Origin of the sequence: Chryseobacterium sp. KBW03 (assembly GCF_003852415.1) — a bacterium.
Taxonomy (GTDB): Bacteria; Bacteroidota; Bacteroidia; order Flavobacteriales; family Weeksellaceae; genus Chryseobacterium; species Chryseobacterium viscerum.
On record NZ_QAJO01000005.1, the window covers coordinates 102,258 to 122,262 of the forward strand.

Below are 20,005 nucleotides of genomic sequence, written 5' to 3' on the forward strand. Positions count from 1 at the left end.
TTGTCCTATTTTTATTAGAATAAAAGTTGTAAAAATATAGGCTGGATTCCTACTGAATAACAAGTTGTGTGAATAAATTAAACGCTATATTTGTCATGCTATAAGAATCCAAACATAATCTTAATATACAAAAAGCTGGCGCTTTTGACTGGCAGTCAAAAGGTCATGGTTTCGAATTCCGTATTCTCCACTAAACGATAACTTTTAATTTATTTGTCACAGATTTTTATCCTCTCACGGATTGAGCGGATTGGGCAGATTTTTGGATTAAATTCAATATTAATTAGCTAAGTTGTACCTGAAAGTCGTCAGTTAAAGTCAAAATACCTTCTGCAATTGTTTCCGGATGGCTAGTAAATCCTTTCAGCTTCGATGTTTTTCCTTTTAAAACTAAATCTAAAAGCTGTTTATCAGACAATTTTTTACCGAAAATCTCGAAGGTAATTTTAAAGCCACAATTTTTAAAATCAGAACATCCTACGGCTGTTTTTCCTTTGATCAGATTGTGCTCTTTACATTTCGGACATTTCGTTTCTTCCCAGGACTGAAGTTCTTTTTTCTGTGCAGGTTCTCTTTTTTTCTTTTCCTTCACTTCTTCTTTTTCTTCTCCCTGCAGGGTAATCACTTTTCCTTTTCCGTACACAACTTTCTCAGTCAGTTCTGTAACCATCTGAATCAGTTCTTCTTTGAAGAGATTGGCTTCATACTCCCCTTTTTCAATTTTACGAAGTTTAGATTCCCATTCTCCTGTCAGTTCAGGACTCTTTAACAACTCGTCTTCAATGGTATCAATCAGCTGGATTCCGGTTTGGGTAGCGATGAGGTTTTTCCTTTTCTTCTCGATGTATTTTCTTTTGAAAAGGGTTTCGATGATATTCGCACGGGTGGATGGTCTTCCGATCCCGTTATTTTTCAACATTTCACGCAGTTCTTCGTCCTCTACCTGTTTTCCGGCAGTTTCCATGGCTCTCAGCAACGTTGCTTCGGTATAAGGTTTTGGAGGAGTCGTTTTCCCCTGGTGGATCATCGGATCGTGTGGTCCGGTTTCCCCTACAATAAATTCAGGAATGGTCTGTTCTTCCTCTTTCTCTTTTTCCTTGTCGGTAGATTCTTCTTTAGGTTCTTTAGCATAAACGGCTCTCCATCCCGGTTCCAGGACTTGTCTACCACTGGTTTTGAAAGGAATGGTTCCTACTTTTCCTTCTACCAATGTATTGGAAATTTTACACTCCGGATAGAATACGGCAATAAAACGCTTCGCAATCAGATCATAGATCAGCTTTTCTTCCCTGCTCAGATTCTGAGAAGGTGGAATTTCCGTAGGAATGATTGCATGGTGATCCGTTACTTTTGCATCATCAAAAACGGCTTTTGATTTTGGAATCGGAGCTTCCAATAACGGAGCAATTAATTCCTGATAAGGATACATTTTCTGAAGAATACCTCCTATTTTCGGATATAAACTTTCTGATAGATAGGTGGTATCAACACGCGGATAGGTTACGTGCTTCTTTTCATAAAGGCTCTGGATATAATTCAGCGTATTTTCTGCTGAATATCCATATTTTTTGTTGGCCTCTACCTGAAGTCCGGTCAAATCAAAAAGTCGTGGATTTTTTTCTTTTCCTTCTTTAATTTCGAAAGAAACGATTTCAAATGGATTAACTTTAAGGTATTCCAGTCCTTTTTCTGCCCGTTCCAACGTTTTTAAACGGTCGATCGCAGCATTGAAAATGACATCACGGTATTTGGTTTTCAGTTCCCAATATTCTTCAGTGGTAAACGCATCAATTTCTTTCTGACGCTGAACCAGCATCGCCAAGGTCGGGGTCTGAACCCTTCCAATGGAAAGAACCGCTTTATTTCCTCCAAATTTCTTGGTAAAAAGCCTTGTGGCATTGATTCCCAATAACCAATCTCCTATTGCTCTGGCATTTCCGGCCAAATACAGATTTTTATAATCTTCTGCAGGTTTTAAACTCGCAAATCCTTCTTTAATAGCCTCTTCCGTCAATGAAGAAATCCATAAACGCTGGATGGGTTTGTTACATTTTGCCTTCTGCAATACCCAACGCTGAATGAGTTCTCCCTCCTGCCCGGCATCCCCACAGTTAATGACCTCATCACATTCCTCAACCAATCTTTCAATCACTTTAAACTGATTTTCAACACCTTTATTCGGGATCAGCTTGATACCAAAACTGCTTGGAATAATCGGCAGTGAAAACAAATTCCATGATTTGAACTGAGGACCGTAGTCATGAGGTTCTTTCAAAGTACAAAGATGTCCGAACGTCCATGTTACGCAATAGCCGTTCCCTTCCATATAGCCTTGCTTAGGCATGGTAGCGCCCAATACTTTGGCGATATCTCTGGCAACACTGGGTTTCTCGGCAATACATAATTTCATGAACTCGGGTTTATTGAAGGAGTGCAAAAATCGGGATTTTTTTTGACATTACAAATTGAGTTGAGGCTTAAGGGCTTGGAGCTGAAAGAGACGAAATTACGTTTTATATTCTAAAGATGTGAAATATTAAACAATTTATTTAAACGCAAAGTTTAAAAGATAAATAACTCATTCTTAAGTAGGCTAAGATTAACAGCAAGCTGCTTAAAAAGCTTATGAATAAACGTTTTTCTTCATCAGTTGATTGCAAATCAACTTTTTCTTAGCAACCTTAAAATGTTCCCGTGATTTAAAATCAACTTTGTGTTGAATAAATTAATCCTCTTTTTTAGACAAAAAAGCCCCCTTATAAAAAGAGGGCCAAATCAACAATGTAATGAAACTAGGTTCATTATTTCTTTTTTACTTCTGAAATGGCATCAGCAATTCCTCCGCCTGCAGTTTCAAAGAAGGCAGGGCCAGCCAGAAGATATACTTTTTCTAATTTTTTTGTGGTGGAAAGTTTGTGTTCTTTCAGGTAGTTTTCAGAACGGTTGGCATGTACAATTCCTCTCACTACATTTCCAGCTATCAGGGCGGTTGGAGAATTTATTCCGGCATCTTTCAGGTCACTGGCAAAGGCAAAATTGGTAACGCCTAATCTCATGGCTTCACGGGCTGCTACTTCACCTACTGAGGTCATTAAATCCGGAGTGAATTTATTACGGTCACCTAAACCTATCAATAATAATTTCTTTGCAGACATAGATCCTGCGGGCGGTGTTATTAAAATAGTTTCTAAAGAATGTCCCTGAAATTGTCCTGTTTTTCTAAGATTGGTCAGTTCTCCTTTTAAAGCCTCATCCAAGTGAACCAATCCGTTCAACTTGGCTGGTAATGCCTGAGCATTGAAGATGTCTCCTTCTGTATATTCAAAAACACAGGCTACCTGAAGCTGAGCATCTGCTGATGAAGGACCTTGTACCAGTCCTACCATGGAAATTCCGTCTACGATTCCCCAGGTTTTAGAGGTTCCGATGGCTGTTGTATTTTGTGAGAAAATCAATGTTGTGAACAGCAGCCCTCCAATGATGTATAATTTGCTTAATTTTTTCATGATTTTTTATCGTATTAGTTGTTTCTCTATTTTTTGGAATGATTCTTATAGGGTCATCGGGACTTCCATCAAAAGAACTTCTGTATCTTCTTTAAGTGCTTTGATGTTAATTTCCTGAATATCCCAAACTCCGAATCCATCACGTTCTTCAATGGTCTCTCCACCTATTTCTGCGCTTCCTTTAAGGATAAAAACATACACTCCGTTTCCTTTTTTTCTGATCTGATAATGAGTTTCTGTATTCCTATCAAAAGTTCCCAGGTGAAACCATGCGTCCTGATGGATCCATACTCCTTCATCATCTGCATTGGGAGAAAGAATCTGCTGAAATTGATTGCGACCTTTTGTTTTATCTAAAGTGATCTGGTCATATCTTGGAGTAACATTTCTCTTTTTCGGATAAATCCAGATTTGAAGGAATTTTACAGGCTGATCACTGTTTTTGTTGAATTCACTGTGCATGATTCCGGTTCCTGCGCTCATTGCCTGGATATCTCCGCTTCTGATCACTGCTGTATTTCCCATGCTGTCCTTGTGCTCAAGGTCACCTTCTAAAGGAATGCTGATGATTTCCATATTATCGTGAGGATGTGTTCCGAAGCCTCTTCCTGATTCTACTTTGTCATCATTCAGGACTCTTAACACTCCAAAGTGCATTCTTTCAGGATTATAATAATTGGCAAAACTGAAAGTGTGCTGGCTCAACAGCCATCCGTGATCTGCTTTTCCTCTTGAATCAGCTCTGTGAATCACAGAGTTTTCTTTTATTTTTGATTCTGTATTGGGAAGATGATTGTATCCGATCGGTTCTAGTGGTTCGATCTCATCGATGTCATTTTTCATAGCGCTGGCTAAAGAAGCTGATGCTACAAACATTCCTGTTCCCAATAATCCTTTCTTTAAAAAATCTTTTCTGTCCATATCAGATTGTTATTTGTTCTTGTTTGATAGGACAAATTTAGAGAGACTGAAATCCCTGCACATTTAACTAGTTTAATAAATGACTTTGAAGTAAAAAAAAATGCCGGATAATTTTGTATTCGGCAGTATGATTAGATTGGATTGTTTTTTGGGGAAACGGAAAGGCGTAATATGTGTATTATAATGCTTATTAAGGTGCAAGAATTTTATCTCCGATAAAATTCTTTACAAGATAAAATCTGCGAGATTATGATGATTATATTTTTTTTGTTCTTTTGCCTTGAAGCAAAATGAACCAAAAGTTCAAGACTTAAGAAACTTCCGCTAAAAATGAAATCTGTTCTCTAAAAGTTCTAAACTCGTGCGGTAACAATGTATATTGATTATCACCATTTCGTCCGCACTCAGACATAAAAGTTTTCTTAACATTCACAGAGTTCATTTTTTTAACGCTCCATTTTCTTAGGTCATTTCTTACGACCTGTACATAACAAAGTTCTACTTTTCCTTTAAAGCAAGGCGCTTTCTGATGGTACTTACAAATTCTTTTGAAACACCAAGGTAAGAAGCAATATAATATTGTGCTACTCTTTGCGGAATTGAAGGATATACTTTGATGAATTCAAGATATCTGTCCGTTGCAGTTTTGGAAATGGTATTGACCAATCGGCTCTGCAGTGTTGCCAAATTCCTCTGCACCAGCATTCTGAAAACTCTTTCGAATTTAGGGATTTCCTGCAGTAATTTCTCTTTCGTTGCGGGATTCAGCATATAGATCTCCGAATCTTCCAGCGTTTCAATATAAACTTTAGAAGGTTTCTGTTCCTGAAATGATGCAATATCACTGATCCACCAATCTTCTATAGCAAACAGTAAAGTGACTTCTGTGCCGTCATCATCCAGACAGTACATTCTCAGACATCCTTTTTGAATATACCCCTCAAACTGACAGATTTCGCCTTCTCTTAGCAACACCGTTTTCTTAGGAAACGACTGACAGACAAGCAAATCCGTAAAAGTTTTTTCTTCTTCGGAAGTGAGTGAGATAAATCGGGTAATGTTTTTGATGATATTTTCAAACATAATGCAGAGTTTACCCCTGCAAATTAGGAAAAAGACTGTAAACTTCATTCTTTAAAAGTCCACTTCCTCCTCCATAATGGTCGATCACTTTAACCTCTTTATCTAATCCTGCACAAAATACTTTAATATCTTTCTCAAAATCTTCTTCTAAGCCAGAGCTTAAAAGGACAATATCTACCGTATTTTCTTTTATATATTCATAACAGAAATTCTCATCACTTTGTATTTCTGCTGTCCAGCCTTCATTATTTTCTATAATTCTTTTTAAAGTATCCAGAATTTCCTGGTTCTTTCCAATCACTAAAAAATGTAATGTTTTCATTTTGTTCAATGTTTATATTATTGGCTCAAAGCGAAAGGGCAAAAAAAAGTTTTTATCTTCTGCATCCCGAAACCCCGTACCCCGAACCTCATATCCGCTCTCACAAACTCCTAATACTCTCAAACTCTCGCACCCTCAAACGCACTTTCTCTCAAACTCTCCCACTCAACACCTCGAAACTCGCCTCCCGAACCCATCCTACAAATGCTTATTCCCTGTAATTTTCAGTTCATTCAGGTCGAGCTGTGATTCTGCTTTTCGGATTTCGTCATCACTGAAAAGTTTTTCGCGTTTCATTTTAAACAGTTCTTTTCTCTGCAAGGCAAATATATCCAGCATCACTTTATGATATTCTGCCATATCGTTCATTCTGTTGGTGCACATTTCAATAGAACTTAAATGATTCTGGTGAAGCTGGATATCACTTTCCAGTGCCTTTTTAAGATTCTCAAGCAGACTATTGCCGTTCACCGTTTCATTGTATTCTTTATCAAGTTTATGGACGGCAAGCTTATCCAGCCTCATCTGAATTCCAGCCTGCTGCTCATGGGAAGGAAGGATAGGGTCTATCTCCCCGATCTTGATTAATTTAATCACCAAAGGCAATGTCAGTCCCTGAAATACCAGGGTCACAAAAATGACCACAAATGTGATAAAAATGATCAGATTTCTCATCGGAAACTCTGCTTGTGAGTTCATCATTACCGGAATCGACAAAGCTGTTGCGAGAGAAACAACTCCTCTCATTCCTGCCCAGCCTATGATCAAAGGATTTTTCCATCCCGGGTTGGGGTCACGCCGGGCTTTTTCACTGAACCATCTTGGAAGATGAGCCACGGGATAGATCCATAACAGACGTACCGCAATGACGATCAGACTTATTATTAAACCATATTTGATTCCATCCATTAATGAAGTTTCCCCCAGTCCATTGATGATATCCGGAAGTTCAAGACCTATTAATACAAAAACCAATGCGTTCATTACAAAAATCATGGTGTTCCAGACTCCTGTCATATTGATTCTTGTGGTTCCTGTTTTGAAAATTTCATGAGCACGGAAAGACATAAACAATCCTCCGCTCACTACGGCCATTACTCCCGAAAAATGAAAATGTTCTGCAGAAAGAAACAGAATATAAGGAGTCATCACTGTAAGTGCTGCATCAATAGCCGGTGTTGTAGGTAAAAAACGGTGAATGGCATAGAAGATATGAGCTCCTACAATCCCAACAACAATTCCCATCCCCGCTACAAGAAAAAACTGACCTGTCGCTTCATGCATTGAAAAAGCTCCTGTCATTACTGCCGCCAGAGCAAATCTGAAAACTATCAGGGAAGAAGCATCATTAATCAAACTTTCTCCTTCCAGGATGGCAAGGGTTCGTTTAGGAACTTTCAAACCTTTTAAGACGGTAGCAGCCGCTACGGCATCCGGCGGTGAAACAATTCCTCCCAATAAAAACCCTAATGCCAGTGTAAAACCAGGAATGAGCATTTGTGAAGTATACGCTACCACCAAAGATGTCAGAAATACCAGACCGAAGGCCAGCAGGCTGATGGGGCGTTTCCATTTCCAGAAATCATTCCATGAGGTATACCAGGCCGCTTCATATAAAAGAGGGGGGAGAAAAATTAAAAATATAATCTCCGGATCCAGCTTTAAAACGGGTACTCCGGGAATAATACTGATTCCTAATCCGGCAAGCACAAGAAAAATAGGATAAGCAATTTTGATCCGCTGTGCCAGCATCACCAGCATCATAACGAGTAATAAAAGTCCCAGGATTAAAAGGAGTTGTTCGTGCATGTTTTTTTTAGTAGTTAGAAATTAGAGGTTAGAAGTTAGGTTTTAGATTCTGGATTATTTAGGTTTTTGGCTAAAGCCATTGAATGATTTATATTATTAGGTGGGCTAAAGCCCACCGCTATTGAATGTTCGTTGCCTTTGTTTTAAGAATTTTTAAATCCCAACTATAAAAAGTTTAACCACAAAAGTCACAAAGTTTTTATTTTAAAATATTTAAGAAAGTCTGATAAAATATTATATAAAGTTCAATATTAACTTATCAAATCTTTTGTGACTTTTGTGGTTACATTATCTATTTAAATAGTATTGAGTTGGCCAATTCAATTTCTTCTGTATTAATAGAATGTCCAAAATTGGCATAAACTTTTTCGGTTACGTCAGCATTCATTTCTCTCAAAATATTGGCTGTAGCGTATACCCTTTCTATGGGAACATGAAAATCAGGGTTGCTGGTTCCCAGAAAAACAGGGGTTCCGGCAAAGTCTCCTTTGTAATTTTCACGATTAATCTTATCTCCTATTACTCCACCGATAATGGCAGCTGCTCCACCGAATTTCTGAGCATTACGGGCCAAAAATTCAAGCGTAAGACAGGCTCCCTGAGAAAATCCGAAAAAGTATATATTTTCAGGTTTAATTCCTGCATTGATAACGGCTTTTACTGTTTCTTCAACCATTTCAAGGGCTGAAGACAGCCACGGTTCGTTTTGTTCCACCGGAGCTATAAATGAAAAAGGATACCAGGTGTGATTCAAAGCCTGTGGGGCTAATAACGCATACTCTTTTACATTCAGTTGTTGGGATAAACTCAAAATATCCTGAGCACTTCCTCCACGTCCATGAATCATAATCAAAGCTTTTTCTGCCTGCTTTAATGGTATTCCTGCTGTTTTTATATTTACAATATGACTCATTATTTCTATCTGAATTTTTCTGTTGGATAATTGATTTTGGGAAGAACTTCAATAAGACGTTCTCTTCTTTTTTCAAACTGCAGTGGCAGCATCAGATCTTCCCCTAAAAATGCTGCTTCTTCATCTACATCGAACCCGGGACCGGAAGTTGCAATTTCAAACAAAACACCTCCCGGCTCTTTAAAATATACGGAAGTAAAATATTTTCTGTCTTTCACTTCGGTATGTTCCAGCCCATATGCATTTAATCTCTTTACCATTTCAAGCTGAGATTCTGCATCGGGAGTGGCAAAAGCCACATGATGAAAGGTACCTCTTCCCGCTAATCCTTTCAATGCATTAGGAGTAGACAGCAGATCGACATATTTCCCCGGCATATTGTCTGTTCCCAATCTTAATCTATCAGGGCTTTCTTTGATCACTTTATGATCCATCTGAGTCGTCAGAAGAGCGGCTGTTCTTTCATAAGCATCCTGCCAGATTTCCACGTGATGAATTCCTTTTATGGCATAATCTTTTGGAATATAGCCGTTATAATATCCTTTTCTTTCGTCTCTATCATTAAAAACCAATTCAAGTCCCAATCCGTCAAAATCTTCAAGATAAATGAAAACTTCATCAGAAAGTCTTTGCTGTGGCTGTTTAAAAGGAATATTAAACTGTCCCAGACGGTTCATCCAATAATCCAGGGCATCCAATGAAACTGAAAAAGCAGTAGTATTGAGCATGCCTTTACCATGTCTTCCATTGATAAGGTCTTTACCATATGGAAAAGTAGTCATAATCGTTCCCGGTGTTCCGTATTCGTCCCCAAAATAAAAATGATAAACATCTGAGTAATCGAAATTGACCGTTTTTTTCACTAACCGAAGTCCTAGAACTCCGGTATAAAAGTCTATATTTTCCTGTGCATTGCCGGTAATTGCCGTAACGTGATGCAGTCCTGTGATAAGTTTCATTGTGTTGAAATTATTAATTGGTTATTATGATGGGAAACGAGATTTCGGGGTTCGGGGTTCGGAATTTGAGTTGATACATTCAAGAGTAACTTTATTCATCTTTTGTCTTCCACTTCTGTTTTTTAGCTCAAGACTCCCAAACTCTCTTACTTTCCGAATCTCAAACTCGAATCTCGAAAACCCGCATCCCGAAACCGGACTCTCAAACTCACTATATCCCTTCCTTCAGCCACACATCATTATATTCTTCCGGGTGGCGTTTGAACTGAGCGTGAACATATGGACACAATGGTGCAATTTTCAAATCATTTTCTCTTGCATAGAAAACCAGTCTTTCCAATAAAATTTTGGCAAAGCCTTTCCCCTCATATTCCGGATTCACTTCGGTATGGTATACAGTCAGTTTTTTTCCAATGACTGAAATATCCATTTTACCTGCTTTATGATCGTCTGAGAAAAGCTGGATTTCTCCTTTTCTTCCTTCTAAAACTATTTCTGTTCTTTCCATTTTTATTTTTTATTAAATAGTATTTTTTTAAACGCAAAGTCTTAATGATAATCAAGTATATTTTAAGTTGGCTAAGATTTGAATCAACAAGTTGATTCAATGAAGCGCTCTGCTATAATTACCTAAAATAAGTTTGCGTACTTTTAATTCTTTACATTTAAATCTTTATTCAAAATTAGCATCTTTATCAGAGCTGACCGATGATCTATGATAAGTTCGGAAGTGCTTCTTCTATATGATGCAGACCTAATATTCTATTGTCCATGTCTTTTAATTTTGATGCTAAATTACATTGACCAGAAATCCTATGCATTTAACTAGTTTAATAAATGTAGAACTCCGTTTCCGCAAACATCTTTTAATATACCCTTACATAAATCGCAAATACACCTTTATACAATTCTCAAAATTTTCAATTTATATTATGTTTTTCACAACATCAATTATGATGTAATTTGAGCATTATTTGGAATAAAAAGTATGAAAACATTGTGATTTTTTTTAAATAAAGAAAAAAATAAATTTTATAATTAATTGATTTAAAACACATTAATCCATTAACAATAATTTAATATTTAAAAAGTCTACTTTTTTAGTGGACTAATTAAAATTATATTATATATTTGCAAACGTATTCAGGAAATAAAACAAAATGAAGGCAGAATTCAAAAATAATTTAATTAAGAAACATACCATCAAAAATATGATGATGGCTTTCTGTATGCCTGTGCATCAAGAATATTGTGGTTGACCTTACTTTTATATGACATATTTTTTAAGGCCCTACCACGTGTAGGGCCTTTTTTTATTGAAAACGAACAACATTAATAACATAAAAATGAGCAATTCTAAAAACAAATGGGTAATTCCATTAGCGTTTACAAACATCTATGTGATTTGGGGAATTACGTTTTTAGCTATATCATTTGGCTTAAAAGGTTTTCCGCCATTCATTCTTTCCGGATTAAGATTTCTGGTTGCCGGAATTCTGATAATAGGATATCTTCTGTCTAAAGGAGAAAAAGCAAGTTCTCTGATCAACTGGAAAAAAAATGCAATCACCGGGATTCTTATCCTTACCGGAGGAACAGGGCTTGTAGCCTGGGGCGAACAATATGTAACGGCTTCTGAAGCGGCAATTTCTATTGCAACCGGCCCGTTCTGGTTCATCGCCATCGACAGAAAAAACTGGAAATATTATTTTTCAGATAAATTTATTCCGATCGGATTGGCACTCGGATTTGTAGGATTAGTATTCTTTTTGAAAGGAAGTGTAAACTCGAACGCCCATGCAGTCACTAATGGAAATCTTCGCATTACAGCTTTTGTAGTACTGGGATTAAGTTCCATAGCATGGGTATTGGGTTCTTTATATTCAAAGAAAAATCCGGCTTCACAATCTACTTTTATGAATATTGCGCAACAGCTTATAGTAGCGGGATTAGCCTCTTTTCTAATCGCTTTTTTAAGAAAAGAATGGACTGGTTTTTCGGTTTCTGCGGTTCCATTATCGGCATGGTTTGGGGTTCTGTTTTTGATTTTCTTTGGATCAATAATCGCTTATTTGTCGTACATTTGGCTCTTGTCCGTGAAGCCCGCCGCCTTGGTAAGCACCCATACCTACATCAACCCTATTGTAACGGTTATTGCTGGCTGGATTGTTGCTCATCAAAGTATCAATGGAGGTCAGCTGTATGGTTTATTCATCATATTGCTGGGAGTACTTCTCACGAATGTGACCAAGTATTTCAAACTTTCCAAACGGTCGAAGGTCAAAATCAGAAGAGTAAGGAGATTTTTAAACAGAACAGGCAAACGCTATCAGCCTATTTAAACAGTATATAAAATCAGAATGATAGAAATCAGAAACATATCAAAGACATTTCACCAGAAAAAACAGTCATTTAAAGCACTGGATAAGGTGAGTCTTACTATAGAGAAAGGAGATATCGTAGGAATTATCGGGTTTTCGGGTGCAGGAAAAAGTACCCTTATCCGTACGGTCAATTTATTGGAAAGACCGGATGAAGGACAGATTATTATTAATGGAAAAGATTTTACCAAACTGGGTTCCAAACAGCTTGCTGAAGAACGCAAAAAAATAGGAATGATCTTCCAGCATTTCAACCTTCTTTCTTCGAGAACTGTTTTTGATAATATAGCCCTTCCATTGGAGCTGGATCATACGAGTAAGGATGAGATCAACAGAAAAGTGAATGAACTGCTGAAAATCGTAGGGCTTGAAGAAAAAGCCAATGATTATCCGAGAAGCCTTTCGGGAGGACAAAAACAGAGAGTTGCCATTGCAAGGGCTCTGGCCAATGATCCTCACCTTCTGCTTTGTGACGAAGCAACCAGCGCACTGGACCCTGCGACAACGCAATCTATTCTGCAGCTTTTAAGAGATATCAATCAGAGACTGGGAATTACCATCCTTTTAATTACCCACGAAATGGAAGTGATCAAGTCGGTCTGTAACCATGTTGCAGTGATCGACAAAGGAAAATTATTAACAAAAGGAACTTTAAGCGAGATTATTTCGGATAGAGAACATCCAATCATCCGCCAGTTCATCAATTCAGACATCATGACCCTGCCACAGGAACTCAGTAACAGACTGCAGAAAGAGCCAAAAGATGGTTTATTTCCGTTGGTCGAAATAGAACTTAACGAAAACATCAGTGTTGAACAAATTCTTTCAGCTCTGTATAACCAATATAAAATCCCTTACAAGCTTTTAAAGGCTGACGTAGAATATTTCGGAAATTCCAATTTTGGTAAGCTTCTGCTGCACCTTCAGGGGAAGACAGAAGAAAACCAGCAGGCGATCTATTATTTCAACCAAAATAAAATTCAAAATACAGTAAAAGGATATGCTTAGTGATACGGTAATTGCCCTTTTGGCAAAAGGAACCTGGGAAACAGTTTATATGACATTTCTCTCCGGATTTTTTGGATTTGTGCTCGGCCTTCCGGTTGGGATTATGCTTTTTTTAACCAGAAAAGGACAACTGCTGGAAAATACATTCTATCATAGAGGATTATCTATTTTGGTTAATATTTTCCGTGCGATCCCTTTTATTATCCTGATCGTATGGATGATCCCTTTCACCAGAATTTTGGCAGGAACTTCTATTGGAGTGAATGCTGCCCTGGTTCCATTAAGTGTTGGAGCTGCTCCGTTTATTGCAAGACTTGTAGAGAACAGTCTTATTGAGGTTCCTCAGGGGCTTATAGAAACTGCAAGAGCTTTAGGTGCTTCTCCGTTACAAATTATCAGAAAAGTATTGCTTCCTGAAGCTTTACCTTCATTAATCAACAATGCTACGATCACTTTGATCACGCTTGTAGGATATTCTGCGATGGGAGGTGCTGTAGGTGCCGGAGGACTCGGACAGGTTGGGTACCAGTACGGATATATAGGTTACGATATTGTTATTATGAATACAGTATTGATCCTGCTTGTGCTTTTGGTCTTCATCATCCAATTCATGGGAGACAGATTGTCAAAAAGGTTTGATCACAGGTAGTTGAGTTGGAGTGTCAGAGGGTTTGAGAGTTTGAGTGTATCAGAGTACCTTCACTCATCTTTTCACACTTCATCCTCTCAATATCATTTAAATATAATAAAGAATGAAAAAGATAAAGATTTTTGGTTTATTAACGGCTGGACTATTACTGTTCACAGCCTGTTCAGGGAGAAAAGATGACCCGAATTTTATCCGTGTAGGAATTACTTATGGACCAGAACAGGAAATTGCTGAAGTAGCTAAAAAAGTAGCGAAGGAGAAATATAATCTGGAAGTGGAGCTTATTCCTTTCAATGATTATGTAGTTCCCAATGAAGCCTTGACGAATGGTGATATTGATGCCAATGCCTTTCAGCATATCCCTTATTTAACTGAACAGTCAAAACAGAGAAACTATAATCTCGTACCTGTAGGAAATACATTTGTCTACCCTATTGTAGCGTATTCAAAAAAGATTAAAAACATCAGTGAACTGCAGAACGGCAGCACTGTTGTTATTCCCAATGACCCTACCAATGGAGGTCGATCTTTACTTCTTCTTCAGAAAGGAGGCTTGTTGAAATTAAAAGCAAATGTCGGGCTTCTTCCAAAAGTCACAGATATAACAGAAAACCCAAAAGAGCTGAAAATTATGGAGATTGAAGGGGCTCAGATTCCAAGAGTTTTAGAAGACAGAGATGTTGTTGTAGGGATCATCAATAATAATTTTGCTGCCCAGGCCGGTTTAGATCAGGAAAAACAGGGCATCCTTGTTGAAGATAAAGATTCTCCTTACGTGAATGTAATTGTTGCCAGACCGGACAATAAGAACAGTCAAAAAGTTAAAAATTTTGTCAAAGCATACGAGTCTCCGGAAGTAGAAAAGAAAGCGAAAGAAATCTTCAAAGGTGGAGCGGTGAAGGGATGGGATTGATGAGTGAGAGGGTTTGAGAGTGAGAGCCTTTTGAAATTCGGGATTCGGGATACGAGTTTTCCAGATTCGGATTTTACTTTTTCACTTGTAAGCTTCTCCTCAATTTTTTCACCTTTACCAATAAAAATATTAAAATCAGCTGTCTGCAAATAAGCAGGCAGTTTTTTATATCCTAATTTTTTATTTTCTCAATTTGAGATAATAAAAATTTTCTTTACTTTTGCTTTTAATCAAATAGAAAGGCATTATGTTAAAGAAAACCGTCATTATAAGTTTATTCACCTTTATTTCTGCTTCTTATATGGCTCAGACCAATACTACTCTACCCATTTATTTAGATGAATCAAAACCTGTGGAACAGCGTATTCAGGATGCTTTGTCCAAAATGACACTGGAGGAGAAAGTGGCGATGCTTCACGCACAGTCGAAATTCAGTTCGCCGGGTGTTCCAAGATTGGGTATTCCGGAATTCTGGACAACTGATGGTCCTCACGGGGTACGTCCTGAAGTAATGTGGGACGAATGGGATCAGGCCGGATGGACCAATGACTCTATTATCGCCTACCCTGCTCTTACTGCATTATCCGCAACATGGAATAAAAAAATGTCATGGAACTATGGTAAGGCTTTGGGTGAAGAAGCACGTTACAGAAAAAAAGATATTCTTCTGGGACCTGGAGTGAATATTTACAGAACTCCACTGAACGGAAGAAACTTCGAATATATGGGGGAAGACCCCTATCTGACTTCAAAAATGGTGGTCCCTTATATTAAAGGGGTACAATCTAATGGTGTGGCAACTTCCGTGAAACATTTTGCCCTGAATAACCAGGAAATGTTCCGTCATACCAGCAATGTGAATGTGGATGACAGAACACTTTATGAAATCTACCTTCCGCCTTTTAAAGCAGCGGTAACAGAAGGTGATTCATGGACGATTATGGGTGCTTACGACATGTATAAAGGTCAATATGCCAGCCAGAATCAATATCTTTTAAATGATATTTTAAAGAAAGAATGGAATTATAAAGGCGTTGTAGTTTCTGACTGGGGTGCTGTAAACAATACGGAACAGGCCATTCATAACGGTCTTGATCTTGAATTCGGATCATGGACCAACGGACTTTCTGCGGGAACTAAAAATGCTTACGACAATTATTATCTGGCAAAACCTTATCTTGATTTGATTAAAGCAGGAAAAGCAGATACCAAAGAACTGGATGATAAAGTAACAAGATTACTTCGTCTTGCCTATAAAACAACGATGAACCGCAACAAGCCTTTCGGAAATATTGCTTCTGAAGATCATAAAGCAGTAGCAAAGGAAATTGGAGAAGAAGGGATTGTTTTATTAAAAAACCAGGGGAATGTTCTTCCAATTGATATTAATAAGGCTAAAAAAATCGCCGTTATCGGTGAAAATGCCATTAAGATCATGACTGTTGGTGGAGGTTCTTCATCATTAAAAGTAAAATATGAAACTCTTCCTTTGGACGGTATCAAGTCCAGATTTGGAAAACAGGCTGATGTACAGTATGCAAGAGGTTATGTAGGAGATATCGGAGGTGAATATAACGGGGTAAAATCAGGACAGGATTTAAAAGATACCCGTTCTGAAGCTGAGCTGCTGAATGAAGCTGTAGAATTGGCAAAAAAATCGGATTATGTGATTTTCGTAGGAGGTTTGAATAAAGCAGACTTCCAGGACAGCGAAGGAAATGACAGAAAAAGCTATGGACTTCCTTACAATCAGGATCACGTGATTTCTGCTCTGGCAAAAGCCAATAAAAACCTGGCAGTTGTGCTGGTTTCAGGAAATGCTGTGGCAATGCCTTGGATTAAAGAAGTTCCAACCGTTTTACAATCATGGTATCTGGGTTCTGAAGCTGGAAATTCCATCGCTTCCGTTCTGGCAGGTGATGCAAACCCTTCAGGAAAACTTCCGTTTACATTCCCGGTAAAGCTTGAGGACAACTCAGCACATCAGTTGGGAGAGTATCCGGGGCAGAAGGATGAGTTGGCTGCAGGAAAAGGAAAAGATCAGAAAAATCCTATTAATATTACTTACAACGAAGGTGTTTTTGTAGGATACCGCTGGCATGATACCAAAAATATAAAGCCTCTATTCAGCTTCGGGCATGGATTGAGCTATACCACTTTTGAATTCGGGAAAGCAAAAGCGGATCAAACAACCATTTCACAGAATGGTAAAATTACATTTACAGTAACCGTAAAAAATACGGGTAAAAAAGCTGGGGCTGAGGTTGCTCAACTTTATATCAGCGATTTAAAATCATCCGTTCCACGTCCCGCAAAAGAACTGAAAGGTTTTGAAAAAGTATATTTAAATCCTGGAGAACAGAAAGAAGTCACTTTTACCATCGACAAAACAGCTTTAAGTTATTTCGATGCCGGTAAACACGATTGGGTAGCTGAACCGGGAGACTTTGAAGCATTGATTGGAAATTCTTCTGATGCCATTAAAACTAAAGTGAAGTTTACCCTTAAGTAAACAAAAAAGCGAAAGTTAAGAGTGCTAAACTCTACTATTTATAATTATTTGATAGAATGCTAAACAGATTCCAGATTGGAATCTGTTTTTTATTTCTTCCACAGAGCACAGAGATTACACAGATTTTTGAGATCTGCTTAATTTGTTAAATCTGCGAGAGCTTTTTTAAACCATTAAGAAGGCTTAAGTTTTTAAGGAACGTTAAGGTTCAAATAAATTTGAATGAAGCGCTGTGCTTAATGAATATCTTAGATATTTTCTTAATACTCTTAACAGCTTAATACATTCTTAATGGTTTAGGAATTTACGTTTGGATAGTTTCCCGAGGATCAACGAAATTAAAAAGGTTTCTGAGATTTGCTTAATTTGTTAAATCTTTGAGAGATATTCTTTTAACGCAAAGTTTAAAAGAAAAAACATCACATTTTTAAGAGAGCAAAGAAACCAACTTTGTTGCTTAAAAAGCTTCGTCATTATAGGTACGCTTGGAAAGAATCAATGAAATTGATTCCTGCTTTGCCACCTTAAAATAATAAGAAATTCAGATAAAACTTTGCGTTACTATCTAAATTATTATCCTCCCACAGAGTACAGAGAATATTAAGCATAAAGGTTTAAAAAAAGCAGATTCCCAATTGGGAACCTGCTTTCATTATATCGAACAAATCTTGAATTATTTTCCGCCGCCGCCATTTTTCTCTACATCGGTCTTTGTATTTTCTTTTACCTTCTGGTTTCCAAAACGTTTTACGAAAGTAAGAGAAACACCGTACCAATCCCATTTTGAATACTCTCTAAAAGTTCCGTCCTGGCTGTAAGTCGTGTTATCACCATAAGGTCTTTTAAAAATATTCATCAGCTGCATGCTCAGCTCCATTTGGGTTTTTGGGAATACTTTGGTCACTGAAATATTATGGAAAACATTGGTATTATTGGCATATGAATTTCCATTATTTTCATTGGCAAGTTCCACCCATGCACTTAGATTAATGTTTTTATTGAAAAGATTGGTATAAGATACATTAGCTGAGGCACCCCAATAGCTGATATAATCTTTAGCCCCCAACTTATTTTTCTCGTTAAAATCTTTGTTATTAATATAATACCATCCAAATCCGGCATTCACGTTCAGCTTATTTTTCAGGAAGTTCTGATTGGTATTCGCAAAAAGATAATATTTTTCTACCTTTCCATCAAAGTTCCCTGGTAATGAAACCGTTCTTCCATTTTCCGTCACATAAGTAGTCCAGTAATCCTGGTTGGTATGCATATACCTTGCAGAAATAAAGTACTTTTTCATAATCCCGAACTTCATATAAAGACGGTCATTAGGGTTAGGATTCAAATAAAGATTTCCTCTGGAATATGTTCCGTTAATTTCAGGCATCAGGAAAGGGTTAAACTCTGAGTACCATGGTCTCCATATACTTCTGTTATAGGTAAGACTCAGATCATAATTGTCTGAAAAACTATATTTTAACAATAGATTGGGAAGAAAAGTTCCATATGAATCTTTTCTCTCAGTTCCAGCTACATCCTGTCTTACTTTGTAATCAATATATTCATATCTAATCCCGATTCTTGTTTCCAGTTTCTTGAAGAATGTTTTGCTATAATTGGCATATACAGAGCTCAGATTATCCTCATAATGGAATCTGTCATTTTTAGAAAGATCAAAATATTCTGATTGAGGATCATTCATGCTGAATCCATAGAGATTATTGGGAATCGTGTGATTATTCACTTCAGTCTTGCCTCCCACTTCAATGGTACCTCCTGATTTGCCTAAAGGCTGTGTATAATCTATTTTCAGGTAATAATTACGCATCTGATTCATGCGGACAAATCCCAATTGCTGAGCTTTTTTCCCTCCCAATTTATCAATGACTTCCTTGTCAATTAAATTATCATTGTTGTTACTGGAATAATTGGTCCCTAAATTAACATCTAAAATTCTATTTTTCTCTTTATCATAGTATTTGTAGAAGGCATTAGTCCCCAAATTACGGCTGAATCCCCACGTGTTTTGAGTCTGGTGAAAAGAATCACCGGGACCATCATTAGAAGAAGTCATCCCGTCAGATTCTGACAAAGATAAATTCCTGTTCTGTGAATACTCCAGCACAAGTCCGATATTATTTTTGTCATTGATTGCAAATTCTGAAGTAGAGGAAAGAGAAGGACTCTCATTTCTCATTACATTTTCCAGATTGAACTGGGTAAGCTTATTGTTTTCAAACCGGTTATCCCAAGTCTGAGTCTTTTGTACATAATTCCCACTGCTGTACCCTCCTATAAAAGTTTGAGTAAATTTTTTCTTATGGTAATTCAGGTTAAAATTTGCGTATTGTGAGTTTTTGGTACTCTGTCTGTTGTTAAGGGAAATACTTCCTTTCATTCCTTCATCATCCCTTTTTTTCAGGACAATATTGATAACGGACCCTGATGTTTCATACCGTGAAGAAGGACTGGTGATGACTTCTATTTTCATCAGGTTATCCGCTGGAATTGTCTTAAGATATTCTTTTAACTCCTTTCCTGTAAAAATAGATTTTCTGTCGTTGATATATACTGTAACCGCCTGTCCTTCAGCTTTTACATCATCATTATTATTAATACTTACCAAAGGAGTCATTCTAAGGACGTCCCACGTTGTATTTCCTGCCAGAATTGCACTATTCGCTACATTGAATACCGTTCTGTCTACTTTAGATTCTACTGTCGGCTTTCTGGCAACCAGAGCAACAGCTTCTATTTCTTTTGTATTTCCTTTTACAGTATCCTTGGCAGCAGGAGCCGGAGCTTGCTGAGCCATTGCTAATGAACCTGCTAATATCGCTATTGGAAATAAGATAACTTTCATGTGAAATTATAGTTTTTATTATAAGACCACTATCTCCCTATAAACGTTACATCAAAAAGTAAAAAAAATAAAATAAATATCTAATTTCCAGCAAGATACCAAGATCATATTTAAACATAAATGAAAAAACAGTGAAAATTATTCAATAAATTAACTTAATAAAAAT

At 37.3% G+C, this 20,005-nt stretch carries 15 protein-coding genes; 5 read left to right on the top strand and 10 right to left on the bottom strand.

The window, feature by feature from the left end:
• Positions 1 to 283 precede the first annotated feature (283 nt).
• The 9 genes from DBR39_RS11945 to DBR39_RS11985 form a co-directional block, all read right to left on the bottom strand.
• A complete protein-coding gene (locus tag DBR39_RS11945; protein WP_124533361.1) occupies positions 284 to 2,410 on the bottom strand; it encodes a type IA DNA topoisomerase in 2,127 nt (708 codons plus the stop codon).
• Positions 2,411 to 2,801: 391 nt separating this feature from the next.
• Positions 2,802 to 3,506, bottom strand: coding sequence for a M17 family peptidase N-terminal domain-containing protein (locus tag DBR39_RS11950; RefSeq protein ID WP_124533363.1), 705 nt, complete (start codon positions 3,504 to 3,506; stop codon positions 2,802 to 2,804).
• Positions 3,507 to 3,551: 45 nt separating this feature from the next.
• Entirely contained in the window at positions 3,552 to 4,427 is an 876-nt protein-coding gene (locus DBR39_RS11955) for a pirin family protein (RefSeq protein WP_124533365.1), read from the bottom strand.
• 498 nt (positions 4,428 to 4,925) lie between these two features.
• Positions 4,926 to 5,510: a Crp/Fnr family transcriptional regulator gene (locus tag DBR39_RS11960; RefSeq protein ID WP_124533367.1), complete on the bottom strand. Its 585-nt coding sequence runs from the start codon at positions 5,508 to 5,510 to the stop codon at positions 4,926 to 4,928.
• Between the two features lie 10 nt (positions 5,511 to 5,520).
• The gene (locus DBR39_RS11965; protein WP_124533369.1) at positions 5,521 to 5,832 is read right to left on the bottom strand and encodes a hypothetical protein; all 312 of its coding nucleotides are present in this window, start codon (positions 5,830 to 5,832) and stop codon (positions 5,521 to 5,523) included.
• Positions 5,833 to 6,030: 198 nt separating this feature from the next.
• Positions 6,031 to 7,641 carry a Na+/H+ antiporter gene (locus tag DBR39_RS11970; protein WP_124533371.1) on the bottom strand — a complete coding sequence of 537 codons (1,611 nt, stop codon included), beginning with the start codon at positions 7,639 to 7,641 and terminating at the stop codon, positions 6,031 to 6,033.
• A 292-nt stretch (positions 7,642 to 7,933) separates the two neighbouring features.
• Entirely contained in the window at positions 7,934 to 8,554 is a 621-nt protein-coding gene (locus tag DBR39_RS11975; RefSeq protein ID WP_124533373.1) for an alpha/beta hydrolase, read from the bottom strand.
• A gap of 5 nt (positions 8,555 to 8,559) precedes the next feature.
• Positions 8,560 to 9,513 carry a VOC family protein gene (locus tag DBR39_RS11980; RefSeq protein ID WP_124533375.1) on the bottom strand — a complete coding sequence of 318 codons (954 nt, stop codon included), beginning with the start codon at positions 9,511 to 9,513 and terminating at the stop codon, positions 8,560 to 8,562.
• Between the two features lie 211 nt (positions 9,514 to 9,724).
• Positions 9,725 to 10,021: a GNAT family N-acetyltransferase gene (locus DBR39_RS11985; protein WP_124533377.1), complete on the bottom strand. Its 297-nt coding sequence runs from the start codon at positions 10,019 to 10,021 to the stop codon at positions 9,725 to 9,727.
• 838 nt (positions 10,022 to 10,859) lie between these two features.
• On the opposite strand from DBR39_RS11985, the gene DBR39_RS11990 reads away from it, so the two are divergent.
• From DBR39_RS11990 to DBR39_RS12010, 5 genes are all read left to right on the top strand, one after another.
• Complete coding sequence (locus tag DBR39_RS11990; protein ID WP_124533379.1) at positions 10,860 to 11,855, top strand: EamA family transporter; 996 nt, start codon at positions 10,860 to 10,862, stop codon at positions 11,853 to 11,855.
• Positions 11,856 to 11,873: 18 nt separating this feature from the next.
• On the top strand, positions 11,874 to 12,902 hold the full coding sequence (locus DBR39_RS11995; protein ID WP_124533381.1) for a methionine ABC transporter ATP-binding protein: 1,029 nt from the start codon (positions 11,874 to 11,876) through the stop codon (positions 12,900 to 12,902).
• Positions 12,895 to 13,551, top strand: a complete 657-nt coding sequence (metI, locus tag DBR39_RS12000) for a methionine ABC transporter permease MetI (protein ID WP_103234640.1) — start codon at positions 12,895 to 12,897, stop codon at positions 13,549 to 13,551. Before DBR39_RS11995 ends, metI begins: the two co-directional genes overlap by 8 nt.
• A gap of 103 nt (positions 13,552 to 13,654) precedes the next feature.
• A complete protein-coding gene (metQ, locus tag DBR39_RS12005; RefSeq protein ID WP_124533383.1) occupies positions 13,655 to 14,464 on the top strand; it encodes a methionine ABC transporter substrate-binding lipoprotein MetQ in 810 nt (269 codons plus the stop codon).
• A 301-nt stretch (positions 14,465 to 14,765) separates the two neighbouring features.
• Positions 14,766 to 16,976: a glycoside hydrolase family 3 C-terminal domain-containing protein gene (locus tag DBR39_RS12010; RefSeq protein ID WP_410494259.1), complete on the top strand. Its 2,211-nt coding sequence runs from the start codon at positions 14,766 to 14,768 to the stop codon at positions 16,974 to 16,976.
• Positions 16,977 to 17,649: 673 nt separating this feature from the next.
• On the opposite strand, the gene DBR39_RS12015 is transcribed toward DBR39_RS12010, so the two are convergent.
• Complete coding sequence (locus tag DBR39_RS12015) at positions 17,650 to 19,839, bottom strand: TonB-dependent receptor domain-containing protein (protein ID WP_124533387.1); 2,190 nt, start codon at positions 19,837 to 19,839, stop codon at positions 17,650 to 17,652.
• Between the last annotated feature and the right edge of the window lie 166 nt (positions 19,840 to 20,005).

What these genes read in the sequence shown, in the direction of transcription:
- DBR39_RS11945 (WP_124533361.1), bottom strand. Translation starts at nt 2,410, where the DNA reads ATGAAATTATGTATTGCCGAGAAACCCAGTGTTGCCAGAGATATCGCC.
- DBR39_RS11950 (WP_124533363.1), bottom strand. Translation starts at nt 3,506, where the DNA reads ATGAAAAAATTAAGCAAATTATACATCATTGGAGGGCTGCTGTTCACA.
- DBR39_RS11955 (WP_124533365.1), bottom strand. Translation starts at nt 4,427, where the DNA reads ATGGACAGAAAAGATTTTTTAAAGAAAGGATTATTGGGAACAGGAATG.
- DBR39_RS11960 (WP_124533367.1), bottom strand. Translation starts at nt 5,510, where the DNA reads ATGTTTGAAAATATCATCAAAAACATTACCCGATTTATCTCACTCACT.
- DBR39_RS11965 (WP_124533369.1), bottom strand. Translation starts at nt 5,832, where the DNA reads ATGAAAACATTACATTTTTTAGTGATTGGAAAGAACCAGGAAATTCTG.
- DBR39_RS11970 (WP_124533371.1), bottom strand. Translation starts at nt 7,641, where the DNA reads ATGCACGAACAACTCCTTTTAATCCTGGGACTTTTATTACTCGTTATG.
- DBR39_RS11975 (WP_124533373.1), bottom strand. Translation starts at nt 8,554, where the DNA reads ATGAGTCATATTGTAAATATAAAAACAGCAGGAATACCATTAAAGCAG.
- DBR39_RS11980 (WP_124533375.1), bottom strand. Translation starts at nt 9,513, where the DNA reads ATGAAACTTATCACAGGACTGCATCACGTTACGGCAATTACCGGCAAT.
- DBR39_RS11985 (WP_124533377.1), bottom strand. Translation starts at nt 10,021, where the DNA reads ATGGAAAGAACAGAAATAGTTTTAGAAGGAAGAAAAGGAGAAATCCAG.
- DBR39_RS11990 (WP_124533379.1), top strand. Translation starts at nt 10,860, where the DNA reads ATGAGCAATTCTAAAAACAAATGGGTAATTCCATTAGCGTTTACAAAC.
- DBR39_RS11995 (WP_124533381.1), top strand. Translation starts at nt 11,874, where the DNA reads ATGATAGAAATCAGAAACATATCAAAGACATTTCACCAGAAAAAACAG.
- metI (WP_103234640.1), top strand. Translation starts at nt 12,895, where the DNA reads ATGCTTAGTGATACGGTAATTGCCCTTTTGGCAAAAGGAACCTGGGAA.
- metQ (WP_124533383.1), top strand. Translation starts at nt 13,655, where the DNA reads ATGAAAAAGATAAAGATTTTTGGTTTATTAACGGCTGGACTATTACTG.
- DBR39_RS12010 (WP_410494259.1), top strand. Translation starts at nt 14,766, where the DNA reads ATGGCTCAGACCAATACTACTCTACCCATTTATTTAGATGAATCAAAA.
- DBR39_RS12015 (WP_124533387.1), bottom strand. Translation starts at nt 19,839, where the DNA reads ATGAAAGTTATCTTATTTCCAATAGCGATATTAGCAGGTTCATTAGCA.